Below are 23,873 nucleotides of genomic sequence, written 5' to 3'. Positions count from 1 at the left end.
AACGATACAGATGGAAACAATTAAACGAACAAAAATTGTAGACGTGCTGAAAAGCGAAGCTTTCGGTACTACCGTGAACGTGAAAGGATGGGTTCGCACCCGCCGTGGTAGCAAACAGGTGAATTTTATCGCCTTGAATGACGGTTCTACAATTAATAATGTTCAGATCGTTGTGGATGTAGATAAATTGGGTGATGAGTTCTTGAAACCGATTACCACGGGAGCTAGTATCAGCGTAAACGGTATCTTGACACAATCCCAAGGCAAGGGGCAAAGCGTGGAGATACAGGCTACTGAGATTGAGATCTTCGGTACGGCTGATCCAGCTACTTATCCGTTGCAGAAAAAGGGACACTCCATGGAGTTTTTGCGTGAGATCGCTCATTTGCGTCCTCGTACGAATACATTTGGAGCGGTATTCCGTATTCGTCACAATATGGCTTACGCTATCCATAAGTTTTTCCATGATAGAGGCTTTTTCTATTTCCATACGCCGATCATCACGGCTTCCGACTGTGAGGGTGCCGGACAGATGTTCCAAGTTACTACCAAGAATTTGTACGACTTGAAAAAGGATGAGAATGGCTCTATCATTTATGAGGACGATTTCTTCGGCAAGCAGGCTAGCTTGACGGTTTCCGGACAGTTGGAGGGTGAGTTGGCAGCTACAGCCTTGGGACAGATTTATACGTTTGGCCCTACGTTCCGCGCTGAGAACTCAAATACGCCTCGTCATTTGGCGGAATTCTGGATGATTGAGCCGGAAGTCGCTTTTAATGATATCACGGACAATATGGAGTTGGCCGAGGAGTTCATTAAATATTGCGTACAATGGGCGTTGGATAACTGTATGGAGGATATCAAGTTCTTGAACGATATGTTCGATAAGGAATTGATCTCTCGTCTGGAAGGGGTCTTGAAAGACTCATTCGTTCGCTTGCCGTACACTGAAGGAATCAAGATATTGGAAGAGGCTGTCGCTAAAGGACATAAATTTGAGTTCCCTGTTTATTGGGGTGTAGACTTGGCTTCTGAGCATGAACGTTTCTTGGTGGAGGATCACTTCAAACGTCCGGTAATTTTAACGGATTACCCGAAAGAGATCAAGGCTTTCTATATGAAGCAAAACGAGGATGGAAAGACGGTGCGTGCCATGGACGTATTGTTCCCGAAGATCGGAGAGATCATCGGCGGTTCCGAGCGTGAGGCCGACTATGATAAGCTAATGACTCGTATTGATGAGTTGGGCATCCCGATGAAGGATATGTGGTGGTACTTAGATACTCGCCGTTTTGGTACGGTGCCTCACTCTGGTTTCGGTTTGGGCTTTGAGCGTCTTTTGCTGTTTGTTACAGGCATGGCAAATATACGTGACGTGATACCTTTCCCGCGTACACCGAATAATGCTGAGTTCTAATAGCGCTTAGTGATCATGATAAAAAGGGCCCGTAACCGGTTTCAACCGAATTACGGACCCTTTTCTTATATTAGCTTCCTTTATTAATCGTCGTCCAGATCAATAGGAATTTGTCTTTTGAATGCCTCCTTAAAGGATATGAGCGATTCGGTGCGAGCCAAGCCCAATGGTTGAAGCTTGTTGTGGATGATGCTTAGCAAATGCTGGTTGTTCTTTGCGTATATTTTTATAAACAGGTCGTATTGCCCCGTTGTATAATGGCATTCCACGACTTCCGGTATCTGCAACAGCGCTTCTGTAACGCTTGGAAATTGTCCGGGAGACTTTAGGAATAACCCCATATATGCGCAAGTTTCATACCCAACTTTTGTGTTATCCACGATGAATTCTGAGCCTTTGATAACCCCTAAATTAGTCAGCTTTTGTATGCGTTGATGAATAGCCGCTCCGGATACGTTACATTCCCTCGCTACTTCCAAAAATGGCATACGCGCATTGCCGATGATTAGTTTAAGTATCTTCTCGTCCAGTTCATCTAGTTGATGATGTGCCATATATTCAGTATATTTGTATTACTGTTAGATTATATCTTTCATATTTAATACAAATATAATGATAATCTTATAATCACCTAAAGATTATGTTAGATTATTTTGATTTTGTAAGCATTCTTTATTCAATTATTAAGTATTTTTTTTATGAGCGAAGATCATGTAATAATTAGTAAGCCTGTCCGGGAGATAGCCGATCCTTTATTGGATCTAGTAGAGAAAACATATACTAGTTCTTTCCCCGAGGAAGAGCGTCGTGATTTCTTTTTGGTACGTAAGCTTTTGGAGGAAGATAGCCGTTTCGAGATGTATGCCTTGCTACGGGATGGTATTTATGTGGGTTTCATTACGGGATGGCAATTTGAGGGCTTTGTTTATGCGGAGCATTTCGCGATCGACGAGTCCGCTCGTAACGGAGGAATCGGAGCGAAAGCAATGACAAGTTTTTTAGCTCTCCACGAAGATCCGGTTGTCTTAGAGGTAGAGATGCCGACAGAGGAGATGAGTAAACGTAGAATCGGTTTTTATGAACGTCTGGGGTTTGTCTTGGATCACCATGTATATTTCCAACCTCCATATCGTAGAGGAGAGGCGTTATTAGAAATGCGTTTGATGACTCATGGGGAACTTGATCTGGAGCGATCTTTTAAGCGAGTTAAGACCATTATTCACCAAAATGTCTATGGAGTGAAATAAAAAAGGCGGGATTCTATTTCCCGCCTTTTTTAGATATTCTATTTGTAGATCATTATTCGTCGACACGTTGAGCGGCAGAATAACTAATCTTTAATGCGTATGCTTCACGAAGAGCCTGCTTGATGTCTGTAATCGTTCCCATCTTGGTCTCTTTATCAGCCTTGATAGAAACCGTCATAAACGGCTGGTCCTCTTCCTTCATACTGGACTTTTCCTGTGCGATATAATCCTGAATTTCCGAAGTTTCCGCAAAAGCGTCATTTAATTGGATACGAGTTTCAGAACCCATCTTCGCTCTCAAATCTCTAGTCGGCTTACCGACATAGATAAATGTTACCAAAGATTTCTTCTCCAATTTTTGAAGCTCTGTAGCTTGTGGAGCATGGAACTCTACTTTCAATGTTACCTCACGCATAGATGTTACCATCATGATGAAGAACAAGAAAGCGAACACCAAGTCAGGTAATGATGATGTATTCAATTCGGGCATTTCACGACCGCCCGCTTTACTAAACTTTCCCATTACTTTTTACCTCCATAATTTTTAGGTTCAGCTTCTGATATCTTTTGCGGATAAATCTGCTGTACAGCTTTTTGTTGTTCTTCGTCCAAATCAGCGAAATTCTTACCGAATTTTTCCTTAGAAACCTTATTTCTCAATTCGTTATAAGCAGCCGCAATTTCATTCTGCACATCGATATAAGCTTGGTATTCAGTACCACGGTCATTCTGTAAAGAAATTACGTGGTTCTTCGTTACCATCATCTTTCCGAAGAATGGAACATCAGCCTCTACACGCTCAGGCTTATGTTCGTCATTATAAGGATTATCAATGAACTCTTTGATTCTTTCTTTCAATTGCTTGATATCGACAAATTGATCACCGCAGAGAATCTGGTTATTACTGTTGATCAATACAACCAACAAGTTTCTCTTTTTGATGTCAACATCGGTATCGTTCTTCTGATCTTTAGGTACAGGGGGCGGCAAACGTCTTGCCAAACCTTTATCTGTATCCATTGATGTAGTAATAAGGAAGAAGATAAGCAACATGAAAGCGATATCGGCCGAAGAAGAACCATTGATACCCGGTGTCTTTCTTTTCTTACCCATTTCTTTCTTGTTTTATCAGTTCGTTATTACTATTATTTACCCATGATTCTCTTTACAGAACCCCAAACTACACATGCTACGATCAGAACCAAAAGTACGATTGTAGACATGATCCACATATCTGTGATCTTTAACCAACCCGGAGTGTTGTAAACTTGAGAGTCTGCGTTCAAACCTGTTAAAGGAGTTGCGTCACCCATCGTGTAAGTGATGAACAAAACGGCAACGAAGCAAACCAATACAACCAAAGACATAATCGCTGATTTAGCGTTTGTCTTCAACAACGTCAAAAATTGCCAAACGGCAAACAACATTGTACTGATGATTGTCACGAAGAACAATACTGAAGTCCAGTTAATCAATAACCCGGTATAGATGGGCTCTTTCATTTCAGCGGCAGGGTCAACGACTCCACCCGCATAAAACATACCCAGAACAATAATACTGATAATAGAACTTATCAGTAAAGTCCAACTGGATATTTTTCTTATTTTAGTAACTGCCATAATTCGTTATTATTTTTTGAATTTGACGTTGTATTTGATAACCAAGTCAAGCAAAGAGATAGAAGCATCTTCCATTTGATTCAAGATAGCCTCCAATTTGCTTAACAAATAGTTATAGAATACCTGAAGGATCAAAGCAACGATCAAACCACCTACAGTAGTAATCAAGGCCACTTTCATACCACCTGCTACAACCGTCGGGCTGATATCACCAACTTGCTCGATTTTATCGAACGCCATGATCATACCTACTACAGTACCCAAGAATCCTAAAGACGGAGCCATTGCGATAAACAATGTGATCCAAGACATATTCTTTTCCAAAAGACCTCCTTGAACACCACCATAAGAAACGATAGATTTTTCTACAACGTCGATACCTTGGTCAATTCTCATCAATCCTTGGTAAGCGATAGAAGCGATAGGGCCTCTTGTGTCACGAGCGATAGCTTTAGCGCCTTCAACATCACCTTTGTCTAAAGCATCTTCGATACCCTTCAACAATTTGCTGGAATTCGTTTCAGCTAAGTTCAAGTAGATAATTCTCTCTAAGCAGAAAGCCAAACCGAAAATCAAAGCGATAGCAACCAAACTCATGAAGTCGGCACCACCTTCGATAAACTTTGTTTTTAATGCTTGATACATACCTCCTTCAACAGCTGTAGCTGCGTCTGCAGCGTCCTGCGCGAATGCTACGGTAGAAGTTCCAAGGGCACATAAACCCAAGAATGCTTTTGCAAATAACTTTTTCATTGTGTGTTTAATTTTTAAGATTAATAATTCTCTTATTTGTTTTTATTTTATTGTTAATTAATTCATGGTATTCTCCACCGCGGAGAGAGCGGGATTCGAACCCGCGAAACCCTTTAGGGGTTTACACGCTTTCCAGGCGTGCCTCTTCAACCACTCGAGCATCTCTCCAATTATTCGCCTAGCTTCTTCTAAAACGACCGCAAAATACGAAAAAATTCCCATATGCAATCTTTTCAGTGCACAAATCTATAGTTTTTGCTTGACATATACACAATATCCACGAAATAAATTTTGACTTCATTCGAAAAAAAGTGTCTATATGGGTTTATTTACGCTTTTAAACAATTCTAATGTGTTTTTTCGAGTAGCGTTTACGGTTTCCTCTAGCGTGAGGCCGAATGTTTCCGCCACTTTCTCGGCCGTCTTCCATATGTAAGTAGGCTCATTCCGTCTACCTCTGTAGGGGACTGGTGAAAGATAGGGTGCATCTGTTTCCAAGAGTATCTTTTTAAGATCCGTTTGCCGAATGACTTCGGACAGTTTTGAATTTTTAAAGGTAACAACTCCGTTTATCCCGATCTTGAAGGTGGGCAGTTTCTTTATTTCTTCCAGCTCTTCCGTTGTGCCGGTAAAACTATGAAATACGCCCTTAAGTCTTTCCGCTCCGACTTTATGTATGCATTCCAGAACTTCCGGATATGCGTCGCGGGTATGGATGGCTACGGGCAGGTTCAGATCGATGCTCCAACGCAATTGTTCCTCGAAAACGATTTGTTGCTCCTTTAAATAAGTCTTATCCCAATATAGATCGATCCCGATTTCACCGATACCGCAATAAGTACGTTTAGATAGATAGGATTCCGTTTGTTTTAGGATATCGATATAATTGCTATCCACACTGGTCGGATGCAATCCCATCATGGGGAAAGCGAACTCTGGGTATCGATCGCATAAATCGTGCATTCTGTCAATCGTCGTCAGGTCTACGTTTGGCAGAAGCAGGGTGTCGATACCTGAGTCTTTTGCTTTTTGAGCCAGTTCGTCTTGCTCCGGATCGAAATCCTCCAGATATAAATGGCAATGTGTGTCTATTAACCTCATGGATTAGGATTGTCTATGCATTAAATGATCACAAACCTCTTTTAGGATCGTTAATTTTTCGGGGGCGACTTGTAAAGCTTTTAAGTTCTCTACGGATGCGTCGTAATAGGCTTGGATTTTATTTTCTGTTAATTGTTTTAGCTGCAATTCGTTGTAGATAGAGGTGAATGCCTGTATCTTTTGAGCCGGGTCGAATTCTTTTTTATCCATCCAGCTACGGAGAGCTTCCGCTTGTTCTTTATTGGCCAGTCTGAGAGCGTTGATCAATAAGAATGTTTTCTTGTTGCAAAGGATATCGCCGCCAATGTTTTTCCCGAAAGTGGCGGTGTCACCATATACATCTAGTAAATCATCTTGCAGTTGAAACGCTAGACCTATATTGATACCAAACGCATATAAGTTGCCTGCGTCTTCCTGTGAGGCACCTCCGAGTAGGGCACCCGTCTTAAGGGAGCAGGCCAGTAGTACGGCTGTCTTTAGCCGGATCATCTCGATGTATTCTTCCTCGCTCACATCCATGCGAGACTCGAATTCCATGTCGAATTGTTGGCCGCCACATATTTCCGCCGCGGTTTGCGTAAATAAATCCAACACTTGTTTAAGGTGGCCGTGTTCCGTTGATCCGATTAATTGATAAGCCGCTATTAGCATCGCATCTCCGGAAAGAATCGCCGTATTGGCATTCCATACCTTGTGTACGGTAGGTTTGTTCCTTCTTTTATCAGCTTCATCCATCAGGTCGTCGTGCAGCAAGGTGAAGTTATGGAAAACTTCCAGACCTAAAGCGGGCTTGATCGCATTCTCTATACTATTATTATATATATTACATGCCATCAACGTTAACGCCGGACGTATTCTTTTTCCTCCGAGGGACAAGATGTACTCTATCGGCTCGTATAAGCTCTTGGGAGGATTGGTGAATTGTAGTTGAGAGATCTCGCTTTCTATTCTTTGAAGTATATTCTCGAATGCTAACATAGCTGTATCAATTAATGGAGTTATGAAATAAAAAAAGGCTGCGAAAATAAAGCAGCCTTTTTGATATGTTTAATGTTATACTATTGCAATCTGAACGTGATAGGCACAGTATACTTAACACGTACTGGTTTACCTCTCTGCTTACCCGGAGTCCATTTAGGCATGGTACCGATCACACGAAGAGCCTCTTTATCCAATGAGGGGTCTACACCACGTAATACCTCAGCGTCTACTACTGATCCGTCTCGGTTAACCACGAATGCGCAGATTACACGACCTTGGATACCGTTTTCCTGTGCGATTACCGGATACTTGATTGATTTAGCGATAAACTTCAGCAACTCTGCGTCTCCACCCGGGAACTTCGGCATTTCCTCTACAACCGTAAAGATCTGCTGAGCGGATTCTTCTTCTTCCTCTACTACTGCAGGCGGTGTATAAACGGCTGTTTGAGCCTCTTGCTGATTATCCTCTGATGATAAGATATCTTGCTGTTCCAATTCAACGTCGTCTTCAACAACGTTCAAAACCTCGGTTACAACTGGTGCTGGAGGTGGTGGAGGTGGAGGAGGCGTATTCTCCGGTCTCGTGATTTCCACTTCTTCCTCGGCGATGATGTCTGCTACACCCTCGCTAGCCTGAACGACCATTACATCGCGGGTGCTCCATTCGAAGCCCACGAACAAGACAGCTAAGCCCACTACGAATCCCATCAGGATACTTAGAGACTTACCTCTCTCAAGGTCCGCTTTCGGTGATTTTTTAATTTCCATACGTTTATAATAATTTATAAGTGTTTTTCACTTCTGCAAAAATACAAATTATTTCATATATCAAACAAAAATGAGAGCGATAATATACCTTTTTGGCATTTTTCCCGTTTCTGTTAATGTGAAATCCGTATTTCTGAGATTTGCGGGTGTAAAGTAAAAACATTTTTCCGAATTAATGTATCTTTGAACGATTTTTTGCATGAAAATATGAGAAATAAACTATTTATACTGATTTTATTCGTTGTTACACTGTCTGTCTCAGCGCAAAACGGGAGTGAGGCGTATACTTTCTTACGTTTTCCGACCTCGACCCGGGCTAACGCCTTGGGTGGGCATACCGTGGCGTTGGTAGAAAGAGACCCTTCGCTTATCTTCCATAATCCGGCCTTGCTAGGTGCGGAGATGGATGGGATGATCAACTTGAATTATATGAATTACATCTCGGATATCAACGTAGGAAGTGCCTTGTTCACGAAAGCGCATGGCGAGAAAGGGGCTTGGGGCGTAGGCGCTACGTTTATAAGCTATGGCGATATCAAGGAGGTGTTACCGGATAACGTCGTGACCGGAGCGAGCCTGTCGGCGAAAGATATCAGCGTGAACGGTTTTTACTCCCGTGACTTGAATGAGCGTTGGCGGGGTGGATTATCGTTGAAGTTCTTGTATTCGGGGCTGGCTGATTATACCTCTATCGGTTTATGCGTGGATGCGGGATTGAGTTATTATAATTCGGATAAGGGCTTTTCCTTTGGTTTCGCCTTGAAGAATATCGGCGCGCAACTGAAAGCTTACGAGGATGAGCGACAAAAGATGCCTTGGGATATCCAGATGGGTATCACGCAGAAAATGGCGCATGCCCCGATTCGTTTTTCTTTGACGGCCCAATACTTGAACCGTTGGAAGTTCGATTATATCGATAATACGGATAAAGAGTATGACGGGGATTCTTTCGTTAAGACGTTGGCGAAGCATTTTATCATCGGCGTGGATTTTATCCCGTCCGAGAACTTTTGGGTGGGCGTAGGATTCAATCCGAAGGTCAATATGGATATGAAGTTGAAAGGCGGGGGAAGTTTCTCCGGCTTCTCGGCGGGCGCAGGTGTAAGGATCAAGATGTTTGACGTGGGCTTCTCGCTGGCGAAATATCATCCGTCCGCCATGTCGATGATGATTAGCGTATCTACGACCTTGGCCGATTTTAAGAAGGTGACAGAATAAACCTATACATTAATATATATATATATATATATATGAAGAAAATAGTTATCGCTATAGACGGCCACTCTTCCAGTGGCAAAAGCACCATGGCTAAAGATCTTGCCAAGGAGATTGGATATACGTATATCGATACGGGTGCCATGTATCGGGCCGTGACTTTGTATTGCATCCAGCATGGATTTTTTGAGGGAGAGAAGATTAAGGAGGAAGAGCTGAAGGCTTCTATCCATGATATCGATATTTCATTTCGTTTGAACGCGGAGACCGGCCGGCCGGATACCTATTTGAACGGTGTGAATGTAGAGAAAGAGATCCGTGGTATGGAAGTGGCGGATAAAGTGAGTCCGGTAGCCACTCTAGGCTTTGTGCGCCGTGCGTTGGTCGCTAAGCAACAAGAGATGGGAAAGGCGAAAGGCATCGTGATGGATGGCCGTGATATCGGTACGGTCGTATTCCCGGATGCGGAGTTGAAGCTTTTCGTGACGGCCTCGCCGGAGGTACGTGCCAAGCGCCGGGTGGATGAGCTGGAGGCGAAAGGGATCCCCGCTTCTTACGAGGAAGTGCTGGAGAATGTGAAGAAGCGGGATTATATAGATTCAACCCGGGAGGAAAGTCCTTTGAGACAAGCTGATGATGCCTTGGTATTGGATAATTCCCATATGACCTTGGAAGAGCAAAAGGCTTGGTTGCTGGAACAATATCATAAAGCGATCGGTTCATAAACGAGTGCTTGGAGTTTCCTATAAAGAAAACTTTTGTCTCTTCGAATGAAAACTATAGTTTCGTTACTAGGAAACAAAAGTTTCACTATGGGAAAACTCTAGTTTTGTTATGAAGAAACTTTAGTTTCTTGTGATTGAAAATTAAGAAAACTGTAAGTGCTTGTTTGTTAATGATATTATAGATATGATAGAAGTCGAGATAGATAAAGATTCCGGATTCTGTTTTGGGGTTGTCACCGCCATAGAGAGCGCTGAGCGGGAGCTGGGAAATACGGATACGCTGTATTGCCTAGGCGATATCGTTCATAACAGTTTGGAGGTGGAGCGGTTGGAGCATATGGGGCTGCATACGATCGACCATGAGGGACTTTCAAGGTTGAGAGACCGGAAGGTGTTGCTCCGGGCGCATGGCGAGCCACCTTCTACCTATGCTTTAGCGAAGCGAAACAATATCACGATTATAGACGCTACTTGCCCGGTTGTCTTGCGTTTGCAGCGCAAGATCCATAAATGTTATCAAGAGACCCGGGCGAATAACACCCAGTTGGTTATCTATGGGAAGAAAGGCCATGCGGAGGTGAATGGCTTGGTGGGGCAGACGGAGGGCACGGCGATTGTCATCGAGAAAATAGAAGACCTCGATCGTCTGGACTTTACCCGTGCGATCAGCCTGTTTTCCCAAACCACGAAGTCCTTGGATGGATTCAAGGCGGTAGTGGCGGAGATCAAGCAGCGGATGGCGGAAGGGGTGGAGTTTAATTATTACGATACGATTTGCCGTCAGGTGGCGAATCGTCTTCCGAATATAAAAGCGTTCGCCTCCAGCCACGATTGGGTCTATTTTGTGGCTGGTCGTAAAAGTTCCAACGGGAAGATGCTGTTCGAGGAGTGCCGGAAAGCGAACCCGAATACGCTCTTTATTTCCGAGGTATCAGAGATTACCGAGCCTTTGCCCGAGGGCGTGCGCCGGGTCGGGGTTTGCGGCGCTACATCCACTCCCAAGTGGTTGATGGAGGAAGTAGCGGTCCGGATCAAGGAATTGAACGCTTCGGAATGATATTTTGATTAAGATTACGTGAACTTTCCGGGAGAAAGACAGAAGGATAACTAAATATTTACTACTTTTGCCGGAGAACATTAAAATCAATGACGCTATGTCTACAGTAAAGTGTGTTGGTATTTTAACGTCCGGAGGTGATGCCCCGGGAATGAACGCCGCTATTCGTGCGGTAACACGTTCCGCTATTTATAACGGAATGAGAGTGAAAGGTATTTACCGTGGTTACAAAGGGTTGATCCTGGATGAGATTGAAGAGTTTAAGACACAAAATGTCAGTAATATAATTCAGCGCGGCGGAACAATCCTTAAGACCGCCCGTTGCGTGGAGTTCAAGACTCCCGAGGGACGAAAACAGGCCTATGATAAGTTGCAAGAGCATGGGATCGATGCCTTGATCGCTATCGGTGGTGACGGAACGTTGACGGGAGCGCGTATTTTCGCTCAGGAGTTTAATTTCCCGATCGTAGGATTGCCGGGTACGATTGATAATGACTTGTATGGCACGGATACGACGATCGGCTATGATACAGCCTTGAACACGATCATGGAATGCGTGGATAAGATCCGTGATACGGCTACCTCGCATGATCGTCTGTTCTTTGTGGAGGTTATGGGGCGCGACGCCGGTTTCTTGGCGTTGAACGGAGCGATCGCTTCTGGTGCCGAAGCCGCTATTATCCCGGAAATCTCCTTGGAGAAAGATCAATTGGCTGAGATGATCGAGAATGGATTCCGTAAGTCCAAGAACAGTAGTATCGTATTGGTTGCCGAGAGTGAGGTAACCGGTGGCGCTATGGGGGTCGCTGAGCGTGTGAAGAAGGAATATCCGCAGTTCGACGTGCGTGTCTCTATCTTAGGTCACTTGCAGCGCGGTGGTTCTCCTACGGCACAAGATCGGATCTTGGCGACGCGCATGGGCGTGGCTGCGATCGACGCCTTGTTGGATGATCAGCGTAACGTGATGATGGGTATCCAGAACGACCAGATCGTCTATGTACCGTTCTCTAAAGCGATCAAGAATGATAAGCCTATTAACCGGGATTTGTTGAACACGCTCCGTGTTTCTTCAATCTAAATAAGGCATATGTTTATACGAATAGGAACCCGGATGTAGCGATTGCGTACATCCGGGTTTTTATTTGAAGAACCTGATATCATGAAGAAGTATAGCGGCGTGGCCTTGCATGTAATCGTATTTGTCTTTCTGTTTATCTTCTTGAGGATATTCAGTGAGTACCATTTTTACTGTGTCGAGCAGAACCAGTTATTCCAGTTGACTCCCATTTTTATTATCGATAAGTTAATGCAACCGGGAGGTTTAGCGATGGTTCTCTCCGGTTGTTTGGTGCAGTTCTTCATTCTCCCGAATGTGGGAGCTATGATAACGGCGGCCCTGCTGACAAGCCTAGGGGCCTTGTTCTGGGCGATCTTGAAGCGGATCGATCCGCGAAGCCATGGTATTTTATGGGCTTGGCTTCCCGTCCTATCCTTGTTGTTTGTGCAATGGGATTTTAATTACAGGTTTCAAGGAACGGTCGCCTTCGGTATGATGCTGCTTGCTTTATATCTCGTTTTAGGGATAAGGAATTTCATACCTCGTTTGATAGCAAGTCTGTTTGCCTCCCTGTTACTCTTTGGGTTGGCCGGGCCGGTCTCTTTGTTGTTTGCCTTATCCATGGTCGGATATGAGGCCATGAGCCGGACGCCCCGTTGGTATTATTCCGCGATTTTACCGATGATCGTGTTGATCTTGGGTGGATTATGTGTGCGTTACTCGGTGATCGGAGAATACCGCTTTGTCTTTTTACCGGATAGTTATTATTATTTCCGTTTGGTGCCGGATAAGGTAATTTATTTCTCATGGATCGCTTTCTATGCGGCGTTGGTTGTAACCTGCCTCTGTAAAAACAAGGAATCATGGGCTGGTAAAAAGCGTCTAGCGTTGGGAATCTCCCAATTCATTATCTTAGGGCTTATCTTCTGGAAAGGCTTCGATCTATATGGCGAACAGAAATCATACCGTTTGAAGATGATGGACTATTTTACTCGGACAGAGCAATGGGACCGGATCTTGGTATCATGCAAGGAGCCGACCACTAATCAACTCTATTTATGTTACCAAAATATGGCTTTGGCCCGGAAAGGTATTCTGGCGGATGAGGCGTTTAAGTACACGCAGCACGGGCCTCGTGGATTAATGGTGGCATGGAATAAATCGACCACCATATCCGCCTTGTTGAGTGATGTTTATTTTACGATGGGAAATGTCGCCGCGGCTCAAGAGATGGCATTCGAGAGTAATATCGGCGCTTTATGTGATGGAAATCCCCGCATGACGCAACGTTTGGTGCAAACGAACTTGATTTATGGAGCCTATCCGGTCGCGGAGAAATATATCGCTGTCTTAGAGAATACTTTCTATTATAAGGATTGGGCCAAAGCGCAGCGGAAATTCCTGTATAATGATGAGGCGGTCGAGACAGATCCTCTATTGGGGAATATGCGCAGGAACCTGCTAGCTGAGAATCATCTGATCCAGATGGATGGATTCGACACGGACTTGATTCGCTTGGCGGAGCAGAATCCTTCCAATAAAGCCGCTTTCCACTATGCCGGCGTGTTCTATCTTTTAGCAAAAGATGTGACGCGCTTTAAGACGTTGGTGGAAACCTATTACGGAACGGATTTACTCCCTTCTTTACCGGTCTCTTTTCAAGAGGCGGTCATCATCCTATCGGAGAAAGATCCGGATTACTGGAAACGTTTCGGTGTCTCGGAATCTATCGTAGGGCGATTCACCGATTATAAGAGGCAAGTGCTCGCTGGGCGGAATAATAGTAATGCGCTGCCCGGTTTGATGTATCGCTCTTATGGCGATACCTATTGGTATTATTATATGTTTAAATAGGAGATGAGAAAAATGTATATAATAAGATGTATATGTCTGTGGATGATTCTGGGCTTGATGGCTTGTTCCGGTCCGGTACGTATACAGAAGAATCTGGAAGTCAAGCCGGAGATCTTTCCGGATTATGTGGATGTGACAATCCCGCCGAATATAGCTCCCTTGAATTTTAAGCTGAAAGATGCTTGCGTTGAGGCCCGTGCCATTCTCGAATGTGGCCCGGAGAAATTAGAGATCAAGACCGGGAAAGACGCTTGTTTCGTGATCCCGGCCTCCGGTTGGAAAAGGCTGTTGCGTGCCGCTTCCGGGAATCATCTGAATGTAACCGTACAAGCCTTCGTGAATGATGAATGGATCGCGTATGCCCCCTTCATCATCAAGGTGGCGAAGGAGCCGGTCGATGGTTGGTTGGCTTATCGTTTAATCGAACCGGGCTATGAGTTGTGGAACCGTATGGGTATCTATCAACGTAACTTGGAAAATTATACGGAGAACGCGATCATCGAAAATAAGATGAGCGGCAATAACTGTATGAACTGCCATTCTTTCTGTATGCAGAATCCGGAGAAAATGCTTTTCCATATGCGTGAGACCTATTCTTGTACCTTATTGATCGATGGAGATAAAGTGGAGAAGCTGAATACGAAGACCGATCAGACCCTTTCTCCACTGGTCTATCCTTCTTGGCATCCTTCCGGAAAATATGTCGCTTTCTCTGTGAATAAAACCAAGCAAGCGTTTCATATGAACGATAGGAATCGGGTGGAGGTATTCGACTCGGCCTCGGATGTGGTCGTCTATGATACGCAAAAGCATGAGATCGTGACTTCTCCGCTGCTGTCTTCAGAGGGAGCGTTCGAGACTTTCCCTACATTTTCCCCGGATGGAAATACGCTCTATTTCTGTTCGGCTAAAGCCCGTACGATGCCCAAGGAATACGATCAAGTGAGATACGATCTATGCTCAGTCTCGTTCGATCCCGCTACACGCCGTTTCGGGACGGTAGTCGATACTTTATATAAGGCATCGGAGATCGATAAAAGCGTTTCTTTTCCCCGGGTTTCCCCGGATGGAAAGTATTTGCTCTATACCTTGTCCGGTTATGGGAATTTCTCTATTTGGCATAAGGATGCCGATTTGTACATGATTGATTTATCGACTCTGCGAAGTTATCCATTGGAGGCGGCGAATAGCGACGATGTGGAAAGCTATCATTCATGGAGTAGCGATAGTCGTTGGATCGTGTTTAGCAGCCGTCGGATGGATGGTTTGTATACAAGGCTGTTCATCGCTTATATCGATGAGAAAGGACAGGCTTGCAAACCTTTCCTGTTACCCCAGAAGGATACGGATTTTTATTTTCGCTTTATGAAATCCTACAATATACCTGAATTCATCACAGGAGAGGTAAAGAGACAAGGGCGTGCGTTGGCCGTGAAAGCGAAAGAAGACAAAGGAGTCGATGTAAGGTTCAAGTAAAAAAGAGTGTAGCATGATCAGATCGTGCGACACTCTTATGCTTTTATACCTATTTCGTAGCGATATTATCCAAGAACAGATCGATCATCCGTTTGGCTGCCACGAAAGAGCTGATCTCGTTGTTCAAGACTTGCTTCTCCGTTTGTTCCAGCATGCCTTCTACCGCCGGGTTATGATAGAACTTATCCCGCAACGTGTCGTTGATGCTTTCGTACATCCAGTATTTAGCTTGCTCGTTACGTTTGTAATCGAAGTAGCCGTTCTTTTTGGTGAACTCCATGTACTCTCCGATCATATCCCATATTTCTTTGATACCTAGGTTGTAATAGCCGGAATAAGTCAATACTTTCGGGAACCAGCCCGATTCCGAAGGTGGGAAAAGATGTAAGGCGTTCCGGAATTGAGCGGCGGCGAGATTCGCCTTTTCGATATTGTCTCCATCCGCCTTATTGATAATAATACCGTCCGCCATTTCCATGATACCTCGTTTGATACCCTGCAACTCATCTCCGGTACCGGCCAATTGAATCAACAGGAAGAAGTCCACCATCGAATGTACGGCCGTCTCGCTTTGTCCGACACCCACGGTCTCTACGAATACGGTATCGAAACCGGCGGCCTCGCATAATACGATCGTCTCACGGGTCTTACGGGCGACCCCCCCTAAGGAGCCTGCGGATGGTGAAGGACGGATAAAGGCGTTTTTCTCTCTCGACAAGGCCTCCATACGAGTCTTATCTCCTAGGATACTACCTTTCGAGCGTTCGCTACTCGGGTCGATCGCTAGTACGGCAAGCTTACGCCCTTGGTTGATCAAGTGCATACCGAAAGAGTCGATAGAGGTACTCTTTCCCGCTCCGGGAACACCCGTAATACCGATACGAACCGATTTCCCGGCGAAAGGCAAACATTTCTCGATAATCTCCTGCGCCACCTGTTGGTGCTCATGCTTGGAGCTTTCCACCAAGGTAACTGCTTGACTGAGTATCGTGATATTCCCTTTTAAGATACCTTCCACGAATTCGGAAGGCGTATATACCTTGCGTTGGACACGCTTTTTTATATAAGGATTTACGGTAGGGACATCCGCAATGCCCTTATTCACTTTCAATCCCTTGTACTGATCATCGTTTTCTGGATGTTCCATATCAATCTATTATTTGTATGCCGTCACCTTGATCAAGCGGATAGGCCCGTTCGGGTCGTTGCATACGACATTAATAAGTGCTTCAAGTTTTGTCTTTATCTCTTTCGGTCGCAAGGTTACTTTGAAAGTAGCGGTCGCTCCCGGTTTAAGTTCTTTCTTGCCGCCGGACAAATCGACACGCTCATCATCACAAGTGACGCTGTAGATCGTGAGCGGAGTCTTTCCGGCATTCGTAATCTCAAACGTACCCGATACCTTACCACCGATCAACGGAACGATACTTTTCTTGTTCGGTAGCTTGCCGAATTCCAGTAAAGTGCCGGATAATTCCGCTATCGGGGCTTGGGCTTTATCCGCAGCGGATAGTTTGCTGAAATTATCGGTCACGTTGGCGGAGATCTGGATCTCTCCGGATACTTCCTTCTTTCCGGCGCTCTGTATCATGATCGGCAAAAGCGTAGAGACTCGTCCTTTCCGCTTCAGGACCTTGGCATCCATAAGGATCGTAATGGCACCGACCTCGTCCGGTTGAAGGGTAGCCGGGTTCACCTGTACGTTAAGGTAGTGAGGTACTTTACCCAGATGAATCGTAGCCGAGGTCTTTCCCTCGTTCTTAATGTTGATCTTCTCGCCCAACGTTTCCTCCGGACGGATACTGCTGAATAGAACAGTCTTCGTATGCAGCTTCAGATCACCGATAGAATAAGGATACGTAAAGACCGGCTGCGAAGGTTTCGGGGTGACATTTCCCTTAATGGCTAGGCTGTAACTCCCTTTCTTCCCATTGCTGAATATCGATACGGTTTTATAAAACGGGCCGGGGCGTCCTTTCGGATTATACGTTATCTTAACTTCACCGGTCTTACCGGGAGCGATCGGCGACTTAGTCCATTCCGGCCGTGTACAACCGCATGACGCGGTAACACGGGTGATGACCAAAGGGGCGTCTCCCGTATTCTTTATCGTGAAAGTATGACTGGCGAATCCATCGGCCTCGGCTATTGTCCCGAAATTATAAGTCAACTCGTCCGACAAGATTTGGGCGCCTTGTTGTGCCCAAGCTGTCGTTATAGATATAATTGCTGTAAGAGCAAGGATCAACCTTTTTATATTCAGCATTCCAATTGGGGGTTTTTTACGTATTTCTTATTCAACCTCTCCCCGGATGTTCATGATGAAGCTTCCGGTTTTTCCGTTACTGTATACGGAAATGGTCTTCGTGAAAGGACCCGGACGTCCTGCCGGATCGAAAGTAACCTTGATCTGGGCTTTCTTACCCGGAGCTACCGGTTCTTTCGGCCATTCCGGGGTCGTACATCCGCAAGACGCGATTACACGTGTAATGACCAGAGGCATATCGCCCGTATTGGATACTTCAAACGTATGGGATACTTTTCCGTCTGCTTCCTTGATGGTACCGAAGTCGAAACTGGTTGTTTCCGCGGAAATAACTGCTTTCTTCTGAGCCGAAGCCATTCCTGTCGCTAACAGGATCGCCATGAAAATAAAAACTATTTGTTTCATCTTATCGTTTAGTTTTAATTCGAATTACAAAGATAGTCATTTCAATTGAAAGTTGAGAATTGAAAACTGAAAATTAGAGGAAGATAACGCTTCTTGCGATGCCTATTCTTACCTTCTTACGGTGCCCATTCTAACCTCCTTATACTGGGCATTGTAAGGAGGTTAGAACGGGCATTGTAAGAAAAGGCTTGTTTAGGGCATGATCCGCAAGCTTTCTCCGGCGGTGTGCGACACGAATTCCGGGGCGTACATACATTGAATCGTACTGATACCTCCGGCGTATTCGCCGCTACGGGATACGTAGACCGGATATTCCAAGACGAACGTACCTTCCGGCAGACGATTGATGAAGAAATTCTCGGATACGTCTTTCGGGGATCTGTAATACCAGATACCGTCTCTTGATTCCGGGCCGGAAAGTTGATCGGCCGGTTCGAAGCAGCCCGCACGTAGATCTTTCAAGAATACGTAATTCATTTCACGGTCTGTCCGGATCGTTAGCCGAACGATTACCTTGTCTCCGATGCGGAGCGGTTGCTCCGGTGTTACGGGACGGATTTGGCGGTTGGTACCGTTATTGGTCTCGACGAATAATTTCTTCTCGACACTCAACACCCCTTTTTGTCCTTTTACCTTGTCGATCTCTTGGAAGTATTGCTCGAAAACAGCTCCCCATGCCGGCGTGTTTCCTTCCTTGCGGATCGAGAGCACGGGGTTGGCGGAATTATTTGCCGGCTCGTTCGGAAGTATCGTTTTGAGGTAACCGGTGGCGATTTCCCCTTCCGCGGTACTATAGATCTTGCCGTCCCATGTCGCTACACAAGTGTTTTGCGTGTTCAGCCAATCGCTACCCGTGAGTAGCAAGGCGTAAATGGCGTTTACCGTGGCGGGTACGGATTCCCAGTTTTGTGTACGTTTCTGGTTTAGCAACCATTGTTTCATCCGGTTTGTATTCTGGGTATCCGGCGCGATCTCGTTAAAGACGGACATTAATAAGCAATGCGTGTCGATCGGTGAGGTGAAATAATCACTCCCCCTGCGGTTGTTTGCCCAATACATACCTTTCTCCTCGGAGATCGTAGCGGTCTTCTTTAGTCCTGTCAGGATCGCTGTCGCCACCTCCTTTTTACCGTTTCGATGCATTAACAAGGCGATTTCGCCCTTACTGATTAAGGAATATTGATTCCAGTGCTTCTCCGCTTGGTTCGTATAGAAACGGATCGCTTCCCGGGCGTCTCCCAGTTCCGGGATATCCCGGTAGGAACTGCGGACGAATAAGAACTCTACCTGCTCCGGCGAGGGCCATGCGTTTTGCCATTTCTTATCGTATTTCAGCAAGTTCTCATAATCCGTTTGCATACTTTTGTCCAAGAACTTGAGGGCCTTCATTTGCATCTCTTTCTCCGCTTGCCCATATTGGATCGCGTTTAGCTGTACAAGCTGTGACATACCTTTCAGGATAGAAAGAGTGATCGCACGGCTTGCGGGGAAACCTTTGAACCAGCTCCATCCACCCTCTTCGTTCTGTTGTTGGATCAGTTGTTGCAAGGCCGCTTCCCGTAATCCGTCCGCACGGTTTAGGTCGAACAATAAAGACAAGCGTTGTTTTTGCTCTGTCTCGTTATCGGCGGCTAGTACCCAGGGCGTCTCCTCCAAGAGTATGTTCTTCAGCTCTTGGTTCTTTTCCAAGTTTGAATAGAGAGTAGAGGCATTCCCTCCTTGAGCGGTCCATTGGTTGATCACTTTCTGGATGCGGGGATGGGCTTGGGCGATATAGGAAGCCAACGTATTGCTGTAATAAGCGGCAAACCAAGATAAGATATTATCATTGTTCGGCTGTGTGATCGTCGGTAATGCCTGTACCGCGTACCAAATCGGATTCCCGGTCATCTCCAGCGTGAGACGGAATGGTGTCGCTCCCTCCGAGTTCCCGGAGATACGGATTTGTTTCTCTCCTTCCTTGAGCAAATAGAACGGGGTACTTTCCGTGATGAGCAATTGATTGGAAAGAACAGGTACGATCTGCTGCTCCCCGTCGCTTCCCTTTTCAGAGTCGGCTAGGATACGTACGCCCAGTAGGTTGATCTGTTTGGGGACCGGGATCATCCAGCTTACAGTAGCGATGCTATCCGGTTGCAACTCAAACGGACGTTGTGACTTGCTCAAGCAGATAATCGGTTGGTCTGTAGCGGGATCGAATAGTTCGATGCGTACACGGCCGGATACCGCTTCCTCGGAATTGTTGATGACTTGCGTGCTGATGCTGACCTCATCCCCTTGGCGGACGAAACGAGGCAGATTCGGTAGAACCATCAAGGGTTTGCTGCTAATGACCTCTTTCGTAAGCAGACCGTATTTTAGGTCTTGGGTGTTGGCCAATAGCTGTAGTTTCCAAGTCGTATTACTTTCCGGCAGGGTGAAATTTACGAATACGTCTCCTTCCTCGTTCGTTTGTAAGGTCGGGTAGAAGAAGGCGGTTTCCGCGAAGTTCTGCCGGATTTGCTCCGGACTTACCGGCTGGCTGCTCTCTTTGGCGAAAGGATCGGATAGGTTGAACACGGGTTCCCCTTCCGTAGATTCCACGCTAGACTCTTCTAACACGGCGCTGTCTTCCATGATGTTCATGGATTCCGTCACTACTGGGGCTGCCGCGGATTTCAGCATGATACCACCCGTGGCGAAAGCCCGGTTGCTGGAGCCGTATCCTCGTATGACAATCTCATTGAATAGACCGAACCAATTTAAACGGTCATACTGATATTGAGGTACTTTTATATACTTGGCCTCTGTCTGGTCATATTGATAACTACGCTGGAATCCGGCTCCGGTTGAGAAACGGGGAGCTTGTAGCAGGATCGTTCGCTGCGGGGAGAAATACCAATTGAATGGTATGATTTTATCTAGCGAGGCATCATACATGCTGGTCAGTACCTCGGCGGATACGATCGTGGAGTCCGCGTCGGTGATACGGAATTTCCAGCTCTCTTTACTTCCCGGAAGTAAACGATCCCGGAAGGTTATCGGCTTGATGGTCAACTGCCGGTTGGGTAGCTGAAGCTCTACGGGTACTTGGGTAATATATAGTTCACCTTCTTTTACGAACGTAAAGGATACGATGATTCCCTCTCCATATTCCGGCTTGAACGGGATCTTAAACCGATGGTTCGCGTCACTTAGCTTAATCAACTCATGATGGATGCGGTTATTTCCGGCAAACCATTCATAGAGTACGTAGGCGTCCTTGTCGGAGGTGCCGAATACGATTTCCGCTTCCTCCCCGGGTAAACAAGTTGTCTTCTCTTTCAGCAGCCAAGTATGGGTAAATACGGGAGGACGCTTGTCGTTCTTTCCGTATAGGATGAAATCGGACTGGTTCTTACTCTGCCGTCCTTGGCTATCTTTGGCTTCTACTAAAATACGGTAACGCCCGGAGGGCAATGGGTTGAAAATAGCCGGACTGATTTCTTTGCCACTGGTAAAGCTACCGGAAGCTACTTGCTTGCCTTCTTGATAGCTCTCTCCGCTATTCTTATCGGATCGGTTTGCGATCAGTTCTACGATCTTGAAAGTACCGGAGGTGGAAACCATCTCCCCATTGATTGTCCGGGCTTCGACTACGGCTTTTACCGAGTCTTTCTCGATTTGTGGCGGTAGGTTGGTGAATAAGACGATACTGGATTCTCCTACCGAGAAGGTGTAATTCGCCTCTTGGGTCTCTCCCTTGCTATCGGTTACGGTAGCCGATACCTCGTAGGTCTGGTATGCGGAAGCGTATGGATTCGGATCTTCCTCTTTTTGGGGACGGAAAGATACGTGGAATGTCCCATCGCCGGAAAGAGTGGCGCTACCTTCCGCTACCTGTGTCGGAGCGCTCGGACGGAAATACTTCCACAACAGGAAGGGCCTGCGTGTAATACGCCAAGTGACATCGCCGCTGGGCAGTGACACGCCGGAAAATGTAGCCGCCTTGCCTTGTATGGTAACGGAATCGCCGAAAGCGATATCGCCCTTGATCGGGAGGAAGTACGCTTGGAAAGTCGGGCGTTTGTATTCCTCTACATGAATATATACGCTCATCTGTCCGGTACTTAACCGGAAGACGCCGCTTAGGGTCTGTTTGGGGATGGAGAACTCGCCGTTAAAAGAACCGAAGTCATTAGTCGTGAATTTCTTCTGGGCTAGCTCTTTCCCGTTAGCGTCATACAAAGTCACCGTAAAAGTCTGTCCGGCCACGGCATGCGGGTCGTTCGAGTCTTTTACGTAGGCGAGACCTTTGAAGAAAATGGTTTGTCCCGGACGGTAAAGTCCACGGTCCGTAAAGATCGAGACTTCTACCGGGTTCTTTTCCGGTCTGCGGCCGGAACCCATCGGGTAGATATTTGTCAGCATAGCGTTGGTATCTCCCGGTCTGCTGGCTTGGAACGCCAATACTTGACTGTTCGCCGGAAGCGTGGCCAATCCTTCCCGGTCTGTTTTGACGGTACCCAGTTCTTGCAAGTTACGACGCTGACCGCCGTAATAGGTAACGATCGCTCCGTCAACCGGCTTCCCGCTAAGATAGTCGGTAACCATGACCTCTTGTTTATTACCGGAAAGATTACGATAGATTGCGGCCAATCGGGTTACGCTAACCGTATTGATCGTCTTTAGCTGTTGTCCGGGTACGGTTACGACACATTCATACAATCCCGGTTGATCCATAGATATATGTAAGGTCGTATCTTGCTGCGAATAGGTGTTGGGCAGTAGCAAAGAGAATGTCTTCTCGTTTACGAGTTGTCCCAAGGTGCTGCCACTTGATTTTTTTGCGGATGTATGGGCTGCCGCTTGTAAAGGTGTTTTCGAGCTTCGATAGATTTGTACGATGACTTTCTGTACATTCTTATATTCCAGCTTGATCCCCAGTTGCTGTCCCGGATAAACCGTATTGTTTGTAGATGCGGATAAAGTAGGTTGTTCCAATTGTGCCAAGCGATTCTTTAAGATAGCCGTGCGAGGGTAACCGGAATATCGTTTGATACCCTCCTCGCATAGTTTCACCTCTTCCGCTTTGATAGAATCCCATTGGGTAGAGACGTAACGAAACATACTGCCGCTAACCAAATCCAATTTGGCGATTAAGATCTCGGCGGCATAGTTTTGAGAAGCTAAGTTCCTGTAAAGCTCATCCAATGCGTTCATGTAAGCCTCAAAAGACTCTTTATCCCTTTTATCCCCGTAAAGGAATCGTAGGTAATCCAATTCCGTAAGGAGGACCGATTTCATATTCGGCTCCTTATTTTGAAAGGCGATCAAGTCTTTATAGATCTGTACGGTCGGTTGGATGTCCAGTGCCCGGAAGGCAAGGAACTCATAGAGGGTCGGACGCAGGGTTTGCGAGTCCTTTCCGATCTCCAGAATATCCTTGAACTTGCTGACAGGCGTATTTTGCAATAAGGCCGTAGGTCGCAATGATAAATCGATCTCTTCCTTGATCTTATCCGTGAATAAGTTGGAAGTCCATACCCGGATATCCTCCGGGATATAACCGCTTAATTGGGTTCTTTGGTTGATGGTCCACTGGTTCCGTTGGTAGTAATTCTGATACATCTCCGCCAGCATGGAATGTAATACCGCCACGGAAGCCGAGTCGGCGCAACTGTTGGTGTAATTCTCCACCTCCTTGATCAGTTCCGGGAACTGATCATCGTTTACCTCCATCTGTTCTTTCATTTTAAGGATAAGATTCTTGATCACCATAGGGGTATTCTTATCGTTTATAGCTTGCGTGATAACAGAACTTTTTTGTTGAGGCTGGGCGGCCCGGCTATACATAATAACCGCCGAGATGCCGCAAAGTATCAGGGCAGATAAAATAATTGCTCTTATCTTCATATCTTTTGGGTTTTATAAGTTTAACAATAAACCTTTCCTATATAGATACAAAGAAA

At 45.8% G+C, this 23,873-nt stretch carries 20 protein-coding genes and 1 tRNA gene; 8 read left to right on the top strand and 13 right to left on the bottom strand.

Annotation, left to right across the window (positions count from 1 at the left end):
- Positions 1 to 10: 10 nt before the first annotated feature.
- Positions 11 to 1,417, top strand: a complete 1,407-nt coding sequence (gene asnS / locus HMPREF0999_RS13590) for an asparagine--tRNA ligase (RefSeq protein ID WP_009276156.1) — start codon at positions 11 to 13, stop codon at positions 1,415 to 1,417.
- Positions 1,418 to 1,500: 83 nt separating this feature from the next.
- Here the strand turns inward: asnS and HMPREF0999_RS13585 are convergent, their stop codons facing one another.
- Positions 1,501 to 1,971 carry an Lrp/AsnC family transcriptional regulator gene (locus tag HMPREF0999_RS13585; RefSeq protein WP_005858930.1) on the bottom strand — a complete coding sequence of 157 codons (471 nt, stop codon included), beginning with the start codon at positions 1,969 to 1,971 and terminating at the stop codon, positions 1,501 to 1,503.
- Positions 1,972 to 2,115: 144 nt separating this feature from the next.
- Between HMPREF0999_RS13585 and HMPREF0999_RS13580 the strand changes: the two genes are divergently transcribed.
- Positions 2,116 to 2,664 (top strand): GNAT family N-acetyltransferase, encoded by a 549-nt coding sequence (locus HMPREF0999_RS13580; protein WP_009276155.1) that lies wholly within the window; start codon positions 2,116 to 2,118, stop codon positions 2,662 to 2,664.
- A 52-nt stretch (positions 2,665 to 2,716) separates the two neighbouring features.
- Here HMPREF0999_RS13580 and HMPREF0999_RS13575 read toward each other — a convergent pair whose 3' ends face one another.
- From HMPREF0999_RS13575 to HMPREF0999_RS13540, 8 genes are all read right to left on the bottom strand, one after another.
- Positions 2,717 to 3,187: an ExbD/TolR family protein gene (locus HMPREF0999_RS13575; protein WP_005858926.1), complete on the bottom strand. Its 471-nt coding sequence runs from the start codon at positions 3,185 to 3,187 to the stop codon at positions 2,717 to 2,719.
- A complete protein-coding gene (locus HMPREF0999_RS13570) occupies positions 3,187 to 3,777 on the bottom strand; it encodes an ExbD/TolR family protein (protein WP_005858924.1) in 591 nt (196 codons plus the stop codon). The genes HMPREF0999_RS13575 and HMPREF0999_RS13570 overlap by 1 nt, the downstream gene beginning before the upstream one ends.
- 32 nt (positions 3,778 to 3,809) lie before the next feature.
- Entirely contained in the window at positions 3,810 to 4,283 is a 474-nt protein-coding gene (locus HMPREF0999_RS13565; RefSeq protein ID WP_005858922.1) for a hypothetical protein, read from the bottom strand.
- A 9-nt stretch (positions 4,284 to 4,292) separates the two neighbouring features.
- A complete protein-coding gene (locus HMPREF0999_RS13560) occupies positions 4,293 to 5,036 on the bottom strand; it encodes a MotA/TolQ/ExbB proton channel family protein (protein ID WP_008772636.1) in 744 nt (247 codons plus the stop codon).
- Between the two features lie 80 nt (positions 5,037 to 5,116).
- Positions 5,117 to 5,204 (bottom strand) — tRNA-Ser (locus HMPREF0999_RS13555).
- Positions 5,205 to 5,351: 147 nt separating this feature from the next.
- Positions 5,352 to 6,137 carry a TatD family hydrolase gene (locus HMPREF0999_RS13550; RefSeq protein WP_005858918.1) on the bottom strand — a complete coding sequence of 262 codons (786 nt, stop codon included), beginning with the start codon at positions 6,135 to 6,137 and terminating at the stop codon, positions 5,352 to 5,354.
- Between the two features lie 3 nt (positions 6,138 to 6,140).
- On the bottom strand, positions 6,141 to 7,115 hold the full coding sequence (locus tag HMPREF0999_RS13545; protein WP_008779351.1) for a polyprenyl synthetase family protein: 975 nt from the start codon (positions 7,113 to 7,115) through the stop codon (positions 6,141 to 6,143).
- An 80-nt stretch (positions 7,116 to 7,195) separates the two neighbouring features.
- On the bottom strand, positions 7,196 to 7,888 hold the full coding sequence (locus tag HMPREF0999_RS13540; protein WP_005858914.1) for an energy transducer TonB: 693 nt from the start codon (positions 7,886 to 7,888) through the stop codon (positions 7,196 to 7,198).
- 207 nt (positions 7,889 to 8,095) lie between these two features.
- Between HMPREF0999_RS13540 and porQ the strand changes: the two genes are divergently transcribed.
- From porQ to HMPREF0999_RS13510, 6 genes are all read left to right on the top strand, one after another.
- Positions 8,096 to 9,106, top strand: coding sequence for a type IX secretion system protein PorQ (gene porQ / locus HMPREF0999_RS13535; protein ID WP_005858911.1), 1,011 nt, complete (start codon positions 8,096 to 8,098; stop codon positions 9,104 to 9,106).
- Positions 9,107 to 9,138: 32 nt separating this feature from the next.
- Positions 9,139 to 9,828, top strand: coding sequence for a (d)CMP kinase (cmk, locus tag HMPREF0999_RS13530; RefSeq protein ID WP_005858908.1), 690 nt, complete (start codon positions 9,139 to 9,141; stop codon positions 9,826 to 9,828).
- Positions 9,829 to 10,012: 184 nt separating this feature from the next.
- Positions 10,013 to 10,885, top strand: coding sequence for a 4-hydroxy-3-methylbut-2-enyl diphosphate reductase (locus HMPREF0999_RS13525; protein ID WP_009276154.1), 873 nt, complete (start codon positions 10,013 to 10,015; stop codon positions 10,883 to 10,885).
- 97 nt (positions 10,886 to 10,982) lie between these two features.
- Positions 10,983 to 11,963, top strand: a complete 981-nt coding sequence (gene pfkA, locus HMPREF0999_RS13520; RefSeq protein ID WP_005858904.1) for a 6-phosphofructokinase — start codon at positions 10,983 to 10,985, stop codon at positions 11,961 to 11,963.
- A gap of 81 nt (positions 11,964 to 12,044) precedes the next feature.
- Positions 12,045 to 13,796, top strand: a complete 1,752-nt coding sequence (locus HMPREF0999_RS13515) for a DUF6057 family protein (protein ID WP_008779353.1) — start codon at positions 12,045 to 12,047, stop codon at positions 13,794 to 13,796.
- 3 nt (positions 13,797 to 13,799) lie between these two features.
- A complete protein-coding gene (locus tag HMPREF0999_RS13510; RefSeq protein ID WP_009017012.1) occupies positions 13,800 to 15,272 on the top strand; it encodes a TolB family protein in 1,473 nt (490 codons plus the stop codon).
- A gap of 49 nt (positions 15,273 to 15,321) precedes the next feature.
- Here HMPREF0999_RS13510 and meaB read toward each other — a convergent pair whose 3' ends face one another.
- The 4 genes from meaB to HMPREF0999_RS13490 all read right to left on the bottom strand — a co-directional run bounded on the left by meaB (position 15,322) and on the right by HMPREF0999_RS13490 (position 23,817).
- The gene (meaB, locus tag HMPREF0999_RS13505) at positions 15,322 to 16,419 is read right to left on the bottom strand and encodes a methylmalonyl Co-A mutase-associated GTPase MeaB (protein WP_009017013.1); all 1,098 of its coding nucleotides are present in this window, start codon (positions 16,417 to 16,419) and stop codon (positions 15,322 to 15,324) included.
- A 9-nt stretch (positions 16,420 to 16,428) separates the two neighbouring features.
- On the bottom strand, positions 16,429 to 17,538 hold the full coding sequence (locus HMPREF0999_RS13500) for a DUF1573 domain-containing protein (protein WP_009017014.1): 1,110 nt from the start codon (positions 17,536 to 17,538) through the stop codon (positions 16,429 to 16,431).
- A 27-nt stretch (positions 17,539 to 17,565) separates the two neighbouring features.
- Positions 17,566 to 17,943: a DUF1573 domain-containing protein gene (locus HMPREF0999_RS13495; RefSeq protein WP_005858893.1), complete on the bottom strand. Its 378-nt coding sequence runs from the start codon at positions 17,941 to 17,943 to the stop codon at positions 17,566 to 17,568.
- 192 nt (positions 17,944 to 18,135) lie between these two features.
- Positions 18,136 to 23,817, bottom strand: coding sequence for an alpha-2-macroglobulin family protein (locus HMPREF0999_RS13490; RefSeq protein WP_009276152.1), 5,682 nt, complete (start codon positions 23,815 to 23,817; stop codon positions 18,136 to 18,138).
- Positions 23,818 to 23,873 lie beyond the last annotated feature (56 nt).

It is taken from the genome of Parabacteroides sp. D25, from assembly GCF_000307475.1.
GTDB classification, from domain to species: domain Bacteria; phylum Bacteroidota; class Bacteroidia; order Bacteroidales; family Tannerellaceae; genus Parabacteroides; species Parabacteroides distasonis.
The sequence above is the reverse complement of the archived record's forward strand: the minus strand, read 5'-3'. Positions and strand labels throughout refer to the sequence as shown.